This is a genomic window from Rhodobacteraceae bacterium IMCC1335, assembly GCA_039640495.1.
In the GTDB taxonomy this organism is placed as follows: Bacteria; Pseudomonadota; Alphaproteobacteria; order Rhodobacterales; family Rhodobacteraceae; genus Thalassovivens.
The window spans coordinates 3,464,013-3,477,870 of the sequence record CP046864.1; the positions used below are offsets into that span (position 1 = coordinate 3,464,013).

At 51.5% G+C, this 13,858-nt stretch carries 12 protein-coding genes and 1 pseudogene; all 13 read left to right on the plus strand.

Going from position 1 to position 13,858, the window contains the following annotated elements:
- Window positions 1–209 precede the first annotated feature (209 nt).
- The 13 genes and pseudogenes from xdhA to GN241_16940 all read left to right on the plus strand — a co-directional run bounded on the left by xdhA (window position 210) and on the right by GN241_16940 (window position 13,778).
- On the plus strand, window positions 210–1,583 hold the full coding sequence (xdhA, locus tag GN241_16880; protein ID XAT58885.1) for a xanthine dehydrogenase small subunit: 1,374 nt from the start codon (window positions 210–212) through the stop codon (window positions 1,581–1,583).
- Window positions 1,580–3,898 (plus strand): xanthine dehydrogenase molybdopterin binding subunit, encoded by a 2,319-nt coding sequence (xdhB, locus tag GN241_16885; GenBank protein XAT58886.1) that lies wholly within the window; start codon window positions 1,580–1,582, stop codon window positions 3,896–3,898. The genes xdhA and xdhB overlap by 4 nt, the downstream gene beginning before the upstream one ends.
- On the plus strand, window positions 3,888–4,838 hold the full coding sequence (gene xdhC, locus GN241_16890) for a xanthine dehydrogenase accessory protein XdhC (GenBank protein ID XAT58887.1): 951 nt from the start codon (window positions 3,888–3,890) through the stop codon (window positions 4,836–4,838). Before xdhB ends, xdhC begins: the two co-directional genes overlap by 11 nt.
- Window positions 4,835–6,345, plus strand: a pseudogene (locus GN241_16895) (ATP-binding cassette domain-containing protein). Before xdhC ends, GN241_16895 begins: the two are co-directional and overlap by 4 nt.
- Window positions 6,342–7,421, plus strand: coding sequence for an ABC transporter permease (locus tag GN241_16900; protein XAT58888.1), 1,080 nt, complete (start codon window positions 6,342–6,344; stop codon window positions 7,419–7,421). Before GN241_16895 ends, GN241_16900 begins: the two are co-directional and overlap by 4 nt.
- A gap of 14 nt (window positions 7,422–7,435) precedes the next feature.
- Complete coding sequence (locus GN241_16905; protein XAT59334.1) at window positions 7,436–8,344, plus strand: ABC transporter permease; 909 nt, start codon at window positions 7,436–7,438, stop codon at window positions 8,342–8,344.
- A gap of 29 nt (window positions 8,345–8,373) precedes the next feature.
- Complete coding sequence (locus GN241_16910; GenBank protein XAT58889.1) at window positions 8,374–9,438, plus strand: BMP family ABC transporter substrate-binding protein; 1,065 nt, start codon at window positions 8,374–8,376, stop codon at window positions 9,436–9,438.
- 381 nt (window positions 9,439–9,819) lie between these two features.
- Window positions 9,820–10,464: a Rieske 2Fe-2S domain-containing protein gene (locus GN241_16915; GenBank protein ID XAT58890.1), complete on the plus strand. Its 645-nt coding sequence runs from the start codon at window positions 9,820–9,822 to the stop codon at window positions 10,462–10,464.
- Window positions 10,461–11,345, plus strand: coding sequence for an aromatic ring-hydroxylating dioxygenase subunit alpha (locus GN241_16920; protein XAT58891.1), 885 nt, complete (start codon window positions 10,461–10,463; stop codon window positions 11,343–11,345). Before GN241_16915 ends, GN241_16920 begins: the two co-directional genes overlap by 4 nt.
- The gene (locus GN241_16925; GenBank protein XAT58892.1) at window positions 11,346–11,975 is read left to right on the plus strand and encodes a glutathione S-transferase; all 630 of its coding nucleotides are present in this window, start codon (window positions 11,346–11,348) and stop codon (window positions 11,973–11,975) included.
- A 45-nt stretch (window positions 11,976–12,020) separates the two neighbouring features.
- On the plus strand, window positions 12,021–12,383 hold the full coding sequence (locus GN241_16930; GenBank protein XAT58893.1) for a hypothetical protein: 363 nt from the start codon (window positions 12,021–12,023) through the stop codon (window positions 12,381–12,383).
- A gap of 541 nt (window positions 12,384–12,924) precedes the next feature.
- Complete coding sequence (locus tag GN241_16935; protein ID XAT58894.1) at window positions 12,925–13,350, plus strand: hypothetical protein; 426 nt, start codon at window positions 12,925–12,927, stop codon at window positions 13,348–13,350.
- Window positions 13,351–13,511: 161 nt separating this feature from the next.
- Window positions 13,512–13,778: a hypothetical protein gene (locus tag GN241_16940; protein XAT58895.1), complete on the plus strand. Its 267-nt coding sequence runs from the start codon at window positions 13,512–13,514 to the stop codon at window positions 13,776–13,778.
- Window positions 13,779–13,858: the final 80 nt, after the last annotated feature.

A 13,858-nucleotide genomic window follows, 5' to 3' on the forward strand; every position in this document is an offset into this window, starting at 1 on the left:
CCGCGGCACGACCCCAATGCCTTATTTCAAAGTTTGCCCTAAAAATCACCAATTTGGAAATAAAAAGCCCTCTGGCACCCTTCCTTGAAAATAAATCTTGCCAGGATGGTAAATCGGCGGCTAACGTTGAGGAAGACAAACTCACATCTTCTACGCCGCATCGAAGGTTTTGAGACAGGGAAATATGGTAAGGCGGCAGGTTTAACCCGATGAACATATCGTTTCTTCTGAATGGAGAGACAGTGGCCCTGGCGAATATCAGTGCTACCACAAGCTTTTTGGATTGGCTGCGTGAAACGCGTGGACTGACGGGAACCAAAGAAGGCTGCAATGAAGGCGATTGCGGGGCCTGCACAGTGGTGGTGATAACCCCAGAGGCCGTCCAAGCGCTGAATGCCTGTATTCTCTTATTGCCACAATTACAGGGTAAAGCCGTGCGCACCGTGGAAGCTTTGGGGCAAGGCGAAGCATTGCACCCGGTGCAAAGCGCGATGATCGACGCGCATGGAAGCCAATGTGGCTTCTGCACGCCGGGATTTATCGCCTCAATGGCTGCCGCGCAGATCAATCAAGATGAAGATCATGCAACCACGCTGGCAGGTAATTTATGCCGCTGCACGGGCTATGCGCCTATTTTACGCGCCGCCCAAGCCAGCGCCCGCTTATCACAGCCCGACTGGCTGCGCAGCGACCGACAAAAATTGGCCGCATTGGATCTACAGCAGGAACAAACCTATCTGCCAAGCTCGAGCGATGCCTTGGCCAGCCTATTGCTTGAGGAGCCGGAAACGGTTTTGGTCGCCGGCGCAACCGATCTGGCATTATGGATCACAAAAGATCTGCGCAACCCCGCCCCATTGGCGTTTTTACATCAGGCAAAAGATCTGGCGCAAATTGAAGATAACGGCGATCATATCCGTATCGGTGCTATGGTGTCTATCGAAGCCCTGCGCCTATGGGCGCAAAAGCCTTTGCCGCATTATAGCGAGATGTTGCGACGCTATGGATCAACGCAAGTGCGCATGGCGGCCACATTGGGTGGTAATATCGCCAATGGATCGCCCATTGGAGACAATGCGCCCGCTCTGATCGCGCTTGGTGCTAAACTGGTGCTGCGCCGCGGTGCAGATCGTCGCGAAATTGATTTGGAAACATTCTTCCTGAGCTATGGCAAACAGGATCTGCAAAAGGCAGAATTTGTTGAGGCTATTTTGCTGCCAAAGCTGGGCGCATCTCTGTATTGCTATAAGCTTTCCAAACGCTTTGATCAGGATATTTCTGCGGTATGCGGATGTTTTAGTATTGGGATCAAAGAAGGTTATGTAGAACGCGCGCGGATTTGCTTTGGCGGTATGGCTGGCACGCCGCAGCGCGCGTATAAAACAGAGGCTGCACTGCTCGGCCAACCATGGCAAGAAAGCAGCCTTGAAACCTGTCGCGCAGCTTTGACAGCTGATTTTCAGCCCCTCAGCGATATGCGCGCCTCTGCCGCCTATCGCCAAGACGCTGCCTATGGGCTGTTGCTCCGTTGTTTTCTTGAAAGCCAAGATTGTGCCGTGAACCTGATGGGAGTAAACGCATGAGCCACGGCCACCCGTTTCCCCATGATGCCGCCCATCTGCACGTGACCGGTGCCGCGCGCTACCTTGATGATCTGCCTTGCCCCGCCAATTGCTTGCACCTAGCGTTTGGGCTTTCCAGCATCGCCTCGGGGCAAATCACCGATCTGAGCTTAGATCAGGTGCGCGCCCATGAAGGCGTGATCGCCGTCTTAACAGCCGAAGATCTGCTATTTTCAAACGATGTCTCGCCGGCAGCAGGCGATGAACCGCTTTTAAGCGAGGGCCGCGTTCATTATAGCGGCCAACCGATTTTTTTGGTGATTGCGACCAGCCACTTGAGCGCGCGCAAAGCCGCGCGCTTGGCACAGGTTACCTATGAGGAACACGAGGCGATCCTGTCGATAGACCAAGCCCTCGCCGCCAATAGCCGCTTTGAGGATGGTCCCCGCATCTACCAAAAAGGTGATCCTAGCGCGGCTATCGCGCAGGCCGCGCATAAAATCCAAGGTAAGATTGTGATAGGGGGGCAAGAACATTTTTACCTTGAAGGCCAAGCCGCACTGGCCCTGCCGCAGGATGATCAGGAAATGGTCATCCACAGCTCGACGCAACACCCCAGCGAAATACAGCATAAGGTTGCCGATGCTTTGGGTCTTCAAATGCAAGATGTCCGCGTTGAAGTGCGGCGGATGGGCGGTGCGTTTGGGGGAAAGGAAAGCCAAGGCAACGCATTGGCCGTTGCCTGCGCCATCGCTGCCCGACATACCGGACGCCCCTGCAAGATGCGCTATGATCGCGATGACGATATGATGATCACTGGCAAACGCCATGATTTTCGCATTTCTTATCAAGCAGGTTTTGACGCAGAGGGGCGCATTGCCGGGGTCGCATTCGTGCAATATGCGCGCTGCGGTTGGGCCCAAGACCTTTCACTGCCCGTGGCGGATCGGGCGATGTTACATGCCGATAATGCCTATCATCTGCCGCATTGCCGCATCGAAAGCCATCGTTTGAAAACCAATACGCAAAGCGCCACGGCCTTTCGCGGCTTTGGTGGCCCGCAAGGCATGTTGGGAATCGAACGCGTGCTTGACCATATTGCGCATTATTTAAAGCAAGATGCGTTCGATATCCGGCGCCGCAATTTTTACGCTGATATGGCGGTAGCGCCGCGCTCATCTGCTCGGTCTGAAAATACTCAAACCACACCCTATGGTATGCCGGTTACCGATTTTATTCTGCATCAATTGACCGATCAGTTGGCAAAAACAAGCCAATATTCAGACCGCAAGGCCGCAATTAAAACCTGGAATACGCAAAATCCCATTTTAAAACGCGGGATCGCGCTAACCCCCGTTAAATTTGGTATTTCCTTTACCCTAAGTCACCTAAATCAAGCGGGCGCTTTGGTGCATCTCTACCAAGATGGCAGCATCAGAATCAATCATGGCGGAACCGAGATGGGCCAAGGTCTGTTTCAAAAACTTGCCCAAGTGGCGGCTTTTGAATTTGGCGTTGATATGCAACAGATCAAAATCACGGCAACAGATACCGCAAAAGTGCCCAATACCTCTGCCACTGCGGCCAGTTCGGGAAGCGATTTAAACGGCATGGCAATCAAACGGGCTTGCGAACAAATCACCGCGCGCATCAGCGATTTTGTGAAACAACATTTTCAAAAACCCAATGCCATAGTGGGATTTGAAAACAATCATATAAGCATCGACGCGCGGCGCGTGCCCTTCCAAGAAATTGCCAAATTATGTTACGAAAACAGAATTAATTTATCGGCAAACGGGTTTTACAAAACACCTGGCCTTAAATGGGATCGCATCAAAGGCGAGGGGCGACCCTTTTTCTATTTCGCGTATGGCGCCGCTGTCAGCGAGGTTGTGATCGATCGTCTCACGGGTGAAAATCGCATTTTGCGCTGCGACATCCTGCACGATGTGGGGGCCAGCCTTAATCCGGCGCTGGATATTGGCCAAATCGAGGGTGGATATGTGCAAGGCGCGGGTTGGTTAACCACCGAAGAATTGGTCTGGGATCAAAGCGGTCATTTGCGCACCCATGCGCCCTCAACCTATAAAATCCCAACCATTGGCGACCAACCGGACATTTTCAACGTTGCACTTTGGAACGGCCAAAACACGGAAAACACAATTTATCGATCAAAAGCGGTGGGAGAGCCGCCCTTTATGCTGGGCAACTCGGTCTTTTTGGCGCTGAGCCATGCGATTTCAGCATGCGGCAGTGCCTATCCCGACTTGCAGGCCCCGGCAACGCCCGAACAAGTGTTTCACTCGGTGCAGCGAGCGCAAGCGCATGGGGTTTGATTTAGATGCGCTGACCCGGGCGGCCTGCAAATACGGGCCCATCGCCCGCGTGGTCGTGGCGGATGTTGCAGGATCTAGCCCGCGCGATATCGGGGCCTCAATGTTGGTTTGGAAAACCGGTCAAAGCGGCACGATCGGGGGCGGTGCGCTTGAATACCAAGCCACCCGCGCTGCGCGTGAAGCCATCGAGCAGGGGAAAACCAGCGCGCTGTTTAGCCGCCATCCGCTGGGGCCTGACTTGGGCCAATGCTGCGGCGGCTCAGTCGCGTTGGTGACCGAGTTTTTTTCAACAAAATCCATGCCTCAAGCCGATGGAAATTTGCTAATTAGGCGGATCACCGGCGCATCAACGCTGCCTTTTTCGGCCAAACGCGTTCTTGCAGATCACCGCGGACAAGGGGTTTTGCCAAAACCCGGCCTCTATGATGGTTGGATGATCGAACCGGTTTTTGCGCCCAGCGCGCAGCTTTGGATCTGGGGGGCCGGTCATGTCGGGCGCGCCTTGGTGCATATGTTTGCCCGCCTGCCCGATTTAGAGATCACTTGGGTCGATACGGATCTTTCACGCTTTCCAGATCGCGCTCCGGAACGGGTAATTATGCTGCCTGCAAAAACCCCAACCGCGCTGATCAAGCATGCGCCCCAAACGGCACAGCATCTGATCCTGACATTTTCGCACAGTTTGGACTTAGAATTATGCAATGGATTGCTGCGGCACGGGTTTGACTGGGCAGGGCTGATAGGATCTGCCACCAAATGGGCGCGTTTTAAAAAGCGTTTGCAAGCTTTTGGGCATAATTCGGCCAGTATCAACCGGATCACCTGTCCCATCGGATCACGCGATTTTGGTAAGCATCCAGCCGAAATCGCCATCGGAGTCAGCGCAGCGTTTTTGGAAAGGCGCGTTGAGAACCGTGCCTTAACAAGGAAGAAAGCGTGACAGACGTTTTGATGGAAATTCGCGGGTTGAGCAAAAGCTACCCGGGCGTGGTTGCGAATGACGATGTGTCATTTGATATCGGCCAACATGAAATACATGCGCTTTTAGGGGAAAATGGCGCGGGAAAATCAACGCTTGTAAAAATGATTTATGGGTTGGTTCGCCCAGATCAAGGTGCCATGACGCTGAACGGACAAGCATTTGCTCCTAGCGAGCCAAAGGTTGCGCGAAGCCAAGGCGTTGGAATGGTTTTTCAGCATTTTTCTCTGTTTGACGCGTTGAATGTGGGGGAAAACATTGCCTTAGGCATGGAAACCATATTGCCTCAACGCGATTTGGCGCAGCGCATTCGAGAGGTTTCTCAGGCCTATGGGCTGCCGCTTGATCCAAACCGCATCGTTGGAAGCTTATCCGCAGGAGAGCGCCAGCGCGTTGAGATCATCCGTTGCCTGTTGCAAAATCCGAAATTGCTTATCATGGATGAGCCCACATCGGTGCTGACACCGCAAGAAGTGCAAACCCTGTTTGCGACGCTGCGCAAGCTTAAATCAGAGGGCACCTCAATCCTTTACATCAGCCATAAGCTGGAAGAGATCCGCAGCCTTTGTGACACGGCAACCATCCTGCGGCGCGGCAAGAAAGTGGCGAGCTGCACGCCCTCGGACACCTCGGCTGCGGCTTTGGCCGAAATGATGGTTGGCGCCAGCTTTAAAGCCCCTCAGAAAAAACAACACGAGCTGGGGAAAACCCGGCTTTCGGTGAAAGCACTTACGCTTGCGGGCAATGGCAGCGGCAAATCACCGATCAGCGGCCTCAGCTTTGAAATAGCAGCTGGGGAAATTCTTGGGATCGGTGGCATCGCCGGAAATGGCCAAGAGGAATTATTGGCTGCCCTCTCAGGAGAGGCGCTATCTGCGCCGCAAATGTGCCAGCTTAACGGAGAAAATATTGGCCATTTGGGCCCGAATGCGCGGCGAACTCTTGGTCTGCTATGCGCCCCCGAAGAACGTTTGGGCCACGCAGCCGCGCCAAATATGAGCCTGATTGAAAACGCATTGCTTACCGGCGCGCTGCGCAAAAAGCTGGTTAAAAACGGGTTTTTAAACTGGAGCGGCGCAGAAAAATTTGCCAAAACCATCATCGATGAATTTGATGTCAGAACCCCCGGCACCGCGAATACAGCGGCCTCTTTATCGGGGGGAATTTGCAAAAATTTGTTATTGGACGAGAGGTATTACAAGATCCTGATGTATTGGTGGTGAACCAGCCGACATGGGGCGTTGATGCCGCCGCCGCGGCCGCCATTCGTCAATCGCTTTTGGATCTGGCAGCCAAAGGCGCTGCGATTTTGATTATTTCGCAAGATTTGGATGAACTGATCGAGATTTCGGATCGCTTTTGCGCGCTTTATGAAGGCCGCCTATCGCAGATCAAAAAAACAGCTGGGTTAACGATTGAGGATATTGGCTTAATGATGGGCAGCGCAACCGCAGAGGCAACGCCATGATCCGTCTCGAAAAACGGCTTAATCCCTCGGCGCTGCTCACAACCATCACGCCCGCGATTGCAGTGCTTTTGACGATGGTGATGGGGGGGGCAATGTTTGCCTTTTTGGGCAAGCCCCCGCTCGAGGCGATTCGGATTATTTTCTGGGATCCTTTATTCGACCCAACATTTGCTTCTTATTCTCGCCCGCAGCTTTTGGTAAAAGCCGGCCCACTTATTTTAATCGCGATCGGACTATCGTTCGGCTTTCGCGCCGGCATATGGAATATTGGCGCGGAAGGGCAATATATTATCGGAGCGATTTGCGGAGCCGCTGTGGCTTTGGCGCTTTATCCACTGGAAAGCCGCCTGATTTTTCCGCTGATGGTTCTTGCCGGTGCTTTGGGCGGCTGGATCTGGGCGATGATCCCCGCCTTGTTGCGCACCCGTTTCAAAACCAATGAAATATTGGTTTCGCTCATGCTGGTATATGTCGCGGAATCCTTTCTGGCATCTGTGTCGCAAGGCCTGTTGAAAAATCCAGAAGGTATGGGGTTTCCCGGCTCGCGAAACCTTCGCCAATATGACAGCGCGCATAATGCAGAATTGATTAGTGGCTCGGGGATGCATTGGGGCGTCGTGGTGGCGTTTATAAGCGTTATCTTCGCCTATATCCTTCTCACCCAACATCTGCGCGGGTTTCAAATTCGGTTAACCGGCGAGGCGCCAAAAGCTGCGGAATTCGCGGGGATTAAACCCTCAAGATTGGTGATTTTTTGCCTTGGTTTTTCTGGTATTTTGGCGGGTATAGCAGGGCTATTTGAAGTCAGTGGCCCAGCGGGACAGATCACCACCGATTTTAATTCTGGCTATGGGTTTACCGCTATTATTGTCGCCTTTTTGGGGCGGCTTAATCCTTGGGGAATTCTGGCAGCAGGGCTGTTGATGGCTCTGACCTATATCGGCGGCGAGTTGGCGCAGTTGATGCTGGGGGTTCCAGGGGCCTCGATCCAATTGTTTCAAGGCATGTTGTTATTCTTTTTGCTCGCGACTGATTTGTTTATCAATTACCGCATTCGTTTTGGAAAGGGAAAGTAATGGACCTTTCATCCATCAACCCGATTTTGCTTTTGGCCTCCCTCATGGTATCGGCAACGCCTATTTTATTGGCCGCCATTGGCGAAGTTGTTGTGGAACGCTCCGGCGTGCTCAATTTGGGCGTTGAAGGCCTTATGATCACGGGCGCCGTGATTGGCTTTGCGGTTGCGGTCAATACGTCAAGCCCGGGAATAGGGTTTATATGCGCCGCCCTCGCGGCCGCCCTCTTATCGCTGAGTTTTGCGGTGTTAACCCAAATTTTTCTGTCCAATCAGGTGGCAACGGGCTTGGGCTTAACCCTGGTTGGGCTTGGGTTATCGGCGCTGATTGGCAAGCCATATGAAGGCATGAAATCCCCCAGCCTTGATAAACTGGATCTTCCCTTGCTCTCTGATCTACCGGTTTTGGGGCCATTGTTATTTTCACATGACGCGATGGTATATATTTCAGTGATCATCGTGATAGCGGTGGCCTACACATTAAAACGCACGCGGGTTGGCCTGATTTTGCGGGCGGTGGGGGAAAACCACCACGCCGCCCATGCGCTTGGCTATAAGGTGATCCGGATTCGGATTTTGGCCATCATGTTTGGGGGAGCCTGTAGCGGATTGGGCGGCGCTTATCTAAGCTTGGTGCGGGTGCCTCAATGGACCGAGGGCATGACAGCCGGCGCCGGGTGGATCGCCTTGGCCATTGTGGTCTTTGGCAGTTGGCGCCCCTGGCGGGTGTTGATTGGTGCCTATTTATTTGGCGGCGTAACCGTTTTACAGCTTAACTTGCAAGCTGCCGGGGCCGCGATTCCGGTCGAGTACTTGTCCATGTCACCATATCTGATAACTATTGCGGTGTTGGTTTTCATTTCGGCCAAAGGCAACCAAGGGGCACCTGGATCTTTGGGCCGGGCGTTCCATGCCTCATCTTGAGGCACTCATAATCTGAAAAGGAGTAGTTTATGACGATAAAATCTATCTTAGCAGGGGCCGCGGTGGCTCTTGGCCTATCCACAGCCGCCTTCGCGGCCGATGTAAAAGTTGGCTTCGTCTATGTTGGGCCAACCGGCGATCATGGTTGGACCTATCGCCATGATATTGGCCGTCAACAGGTTGAAGAGGCCTTTGGCGATCGCGTCGAAACCACATTTGTGGAATCAGTAGGCGAAGGCGCCGATGCAGAGCGCGTGTTTACGCAAATGGCGCTGCAAGGCCACGATATTATTTTCGGCACATCCTTTGGCTATATGGACCCAATGGAAAACGTTGCAAAGAAATTTCCAGATGTGAAATTCGAGCACGCAACAGGTTATAAGCAAGGGCCCAACTTTGCCAATTACGGCCTCCGCTTGTACCAAGCCCGGCACGTGCAGGGCGTGATCGCGGGCATGATGACCAAAACAAATAAAATTTGTTACGTGGCAGCTTATCCGATTCCAGAAGTTATTCGTGAAATTAACACCTATTATCTGGGCGCAAAATCAACAAACCCAGACGTAACAATCGATATCGTATGGGTATATACTTGGTATAATCCACAAAAAGAACAGGATGCTGCCGTGGCGCTGATGCAGCAAGGCTGTGACGTGATCGCCCAGCACACCGATTCACCTGCACCATTACAAGCCGCTGAGAAAGAAGGCCGGTTTGGGTTTGGACAAGCCTCGGATCAAATCAAATTTGCCCCTAAGGCGCAATTGACTGCAACGATCGATAACTGGGGTCCATATTACATCAAAAAAGTCGGTCAGGTTCTTGATGGCACCTGGACCACAGGCGATTACTTTGGCCATATGGATGATGGGTCCGTGGAAATGGCACCTTTCACAAACATGCCAGCTGAAGTTGCCGCCAAAGCCCAAGAGGTCAAGGATGCGATCCGTGATGGCAAATATTTTGCATTCACCGGCCCGCTAAATGACAATGAAGGCAACCAAGTCTTGGCTGACGGAGAAGTCGCGGACCGTAAACATCTTGATACGATGATGTATTACGTTGAAGGAATCGACGCGAAAGTTCCAAATTAAGAAAAACGACTGCATAATCGCAAAAGGCGCTTAGCGCTTTGTGACAAGGTGATGGGGCCTGCAAATATGCAGGCCCCATTATTTTAAGGCCCTTTTAAAAACCAATCTTAACCGGCTTTTTCATGGCTGAAAGCTAGTGTTTCAAATGAAATCATACGCTTCAAAACCGCTGCCCTAAAACGACCACTATTCTTTGCCCTGAAGGTCTGGACCATGCACGCTATCGGAAGCTGGATGAAAGCCAGCCCATTTGGCAAAAACGCGTCCATGCGCGCGGCCGCATGATCAAAACACGCTTTGAACCCGAACCGACTATTGGTTATAAGACAGCGGTACGCAATCTCTTCGGATATGCGGCTCTTAAAACAACGCGGAGACCCGATGGAACCAATTTTAGAGCTTACAGAACCACATGCCATCGCTCTTTGCGACAATATCAAGCCGGGCGGCGTTCATCCAATACAGCTGCAAGATGTCGAACTGGTTTTATGGCGTGATTATGCCGGTCAGGCGCATGTTTGGCATGACCGCTGCCCCCATCGCGGCATGCGTTTGAGCTTTGGTTTCGTAAAAGAAAACCGCCTGACATGTCTGTATCATGGTTGGGAATATGGCTCTGATGGAGGCTGTCGAAAAATACCAGCGCATCCAGAGGTCACCCCGCCAAAGACATTATGCGCCGATATTCTAAACGTAAGCGAATCTTATGGGATGGTGTTTGTTAGTGCTGGCGAAAATACGGTCGAAACAAATACCGAATGGGCTTCGGTACGCAGCATATTTTTAGAATGCGATAGGGCTCAGGCGCTTGCAGGAATTGCCGAGTTTGTAGAGATAACAGAGGCGCAAGAAAACCAAGTTTATTTGAATAAAAGCAACACGGTAGCCGTTGCGGTGCAACCCTACAGCCGCACAAGCTGCGCCATTCATCTGAGCACAAGATCGACAGATCCAACGGCAAGGCTTGCTTTAGCCAAACGGATGGTTGCCTTGCGCCGAAAGATCAATCAAGGACTACGAACATGACAGTAACTTCAGATATAGTTGCCTTAAATCAATGGCTGCCAGTTGCATATCCGGGGCAAGTGACTCCCGCAAAACCCCATGAAACATTGCTTTTGGGGCAGCCCATTCGCTTGACAGCGGCAAGCGATGGAACCGTGACGGCGGTTGCCCTGGACGCAAGCGGCGCACCTGGGCGAGAACTGCCAATTATCGAGCAATTCGCGGTTATCTTCACAACCCTTGGAGACAGTCCAAGGCCAATGCCGATCATCGAGGCCTTCGATGAACCCGATCGCAGGATTGTCAATTGCGGGTCAGTGGGTGTGCATGCAAGCCCGTTTCGAATTGTAGAAAATTTTTTAGATATGGCCCATTTCTGCTTTGTGCATACCGATATCTTAGGTGCAAAAAACGAAACAGAAGTGCTCAGTTATAAGACCGAACACCGCCAAGATGTTGATGAAATCTGGGCAACAGGGTGCCAATTCTTTCAACCCGCCGCCTCGCCCGCCGCGGCAAAGGCTGGTGAAGGTCAAATGACCGATTATACCTATCGCGTTTTATCGCCATTCGGGGTAATGCTGTATAAATCTGCCCTTGGCTATGCGGATCGCTTGGATGCGATTTGCCTCTTCATCCAACCCAAAACAGAGACAGAGTGCATCGGATATATGCCAATGGCCTTGCTTGATGATACGTCATCCAACACTGGTATGATCGATTTTCAACAAACCATTTTTTTACAAGACCGAATAATTCTTGAAAATCAACGCCCCAAATTACTGCCACTGACACCGCGCTCGGAAATGCCAACAAGAGCCGATCTCAGTTCGGTTGCTTTTCGCCGCTGGCTAAAAGACAGCGGTATGAAATTTGGCTTGTTGCATGAAGAGGCCGCATAAATGGCCCTGACGCTGCATAATTATACCTTATCCGGAAGCTGCTATAAAGTGCGGCTGCTGCTTGAATTCCTGCAAATCGATTATCACACAATATCAGTAGATTTCTTTCCGGGAAAGGAACATAAAACGCCCAAATTCCTGGCACTTAACCCACTTGGCCAAATACCAGTGCTTGAAGATGGCGAGCTGCAACTGCGCGATGCGCAAGCCATCTTATGTTATCTGGCCCGCAAATATGATACCTCGGCGCAATATTTACCGGATGATCCGGCCGCATTTGGACAAATCATGATGTGGCTTTCCTTTGCCGGAAATGAATTGATGGCCTCCTCAGCTGCGCGGTTGCATGATGTATTGGGCTATGCGTTGAATGTTGAGAGTGCTCGCGCGCAGGCGCAAAGCGCCTTTGCCATCCTTGATGATCATCTGGCAGAACGGGAAATCCTTGGAAAAATATGGATCGTTGGAGAGGCGCCAACGATCGCAGATATCGCCTGTTTTCCCTATATTGCGCTCTCGGGTGATGGCGGTATCGGGCATGAGCCCTACCCGTATTTGCGCAACTGGATGCGGGCCTTTCGCAAACTGCCAAGGTTTCATGCCATGTCTGGCATTCCAGAGTTTGCATGATGCCTTTGGGGCACAAATCATACGGGGCTTGCCCCCAGGTTTGGCGTGAGCGATCCACCAATCTCTGCTTTCAAAAAGCCGTTTTTAAGATCTGCGCAGGCGGCAGCCGGTTTGATCACAGCAGATCGAACTTATACGGTGCATAGGCCAGTTCAATCCGGTGGTTTTGGCCGCGGCGGCAATGATTTTATGCGTGTCAAAATGACCTTCCATGGGCAGTTCTCGCATTCCTTTATAGCCTTCATTGAAGGTAAAGCTGCGCAGCTTTCAATCAGCGTGACCGTGACCCTGAACGCGGCGCAGGCAACGGTGGAGGCGCAGGGCTGCTCTGCATTGATCGGAGCACTTGAAATGGCTGCTTGCATTGCCCCGGATGATTGCCGGGTGGACAGCTGGGAACTCGACTAGAAACAGGGGGTTTTCTAAAGGCCCTCCTAAAAAATCCAACAGACTGAATAATATCAAAACAAACAGCTGTTAAGCCGAAATATAGAAGTCATACAAAACTTTTGAGATCCAAAAGCCAGCCAAAATGGGTCGTAACGGCCCGCATCAGCGCAGATATTATTCGCTTTTTTAATGCAATGAAGGGATAACTGGCGGCGAGTAAGGGGCCGGCATAAAGCTTATGCGCGCCTCTTGGCTTACACCCTTTTGGGGCGAGCGCCTCAACCAATAAGGCTCTTTCCTAATAGTTAATTCATCACTGGTTTAAATTGCGCCTTACAGGCTGTGTTTCCTGCCAACGCGCTTGAGAAATTCGCCCTGATCAAAACGCGGAAAATGTGTCAGAGATCGTTTTTTTGACCTGTTTTGCACCAAACCTGACACAAGCTAACCGAGGCTTAAAGCGCATAGCTGATTATTCTGATAGTTATTACAGAGCGTCGCAATCAGTCGCGGGTTAAAAATTTTATTTGAACAACCGATTATAGAGGAAGGGAGACCCATGCCTTCAACCGATAAAATTAAAGACCGCTTAGAAAAGCTTGATTTAGAAAAGGCTGAACTTAAGGGTCAGCTTGATCGCGATCGCTTAATGGCCGCAACAAACACTGTGATTGAAACCATTACCTCTCCAGAGTTTGTAGAAAAAATGCGCCAAGCTCGGGGTGAAGCCGAAAAAGATGGAGGTTACGAAGCCGTTGCGAAGATACTGAGCCTGGAAGGGCTTCGCGCCGCAGGCGCAAAAATTCCAGAAGATTTCAGGCTGACCAGCCGTATCTTCGAAGATAAAGTAAGGGGCGAGCGCTTTGAGATTTCTCCGATCAATGATCCTGATAGCCCGCTTCAGCCATATGACCCTTTAGGATGGGGCGCCTGCGCTGGCGAGGGAGCCGCTACCATCTGTGGATGCGGTGGCTTTTCAACCTAAAAGGTCGGGTAGGTGTAGCCTGCCACCTTTTAAAAACCTTTGAAAACTTCTTTACAATTAAGGAGAATAAAATGCAGCCTGCCGAAAAACCACACGGGTACCAAGGCTTAAGCTATGACCGCCCAGCTCTACAAGCGGCGATGTGAAAGGCCTATGATAGCTTGATTGATTTCGTTACCACCGACGCATTCAAAACCCTGATGGAAGACCTAGGCGCCTTTCATCCAATCCATCGCCCCAAATTCGTTTTTGACGTGTTGCTAAGTGATAAAGCCTTAGCTGCCCGCGGTATTAAACGGCCCGAGAATATTCTTATCCAAAGATCCGCGTTTGGGGATCGACGCCCTATAATTTTTGTAGTGAAGCGCTTTCTTCCAGAAGAATTTTCGAATGTTTGGCAAAACGTAAACATTACCTTTGACAACTAATTTATAGAGTCAACGGTAAAGCGCGACCCCGATATCAGCTGGCGCAAACCCCTGCCTATCTCAGACCAGGCGGCGGCTAT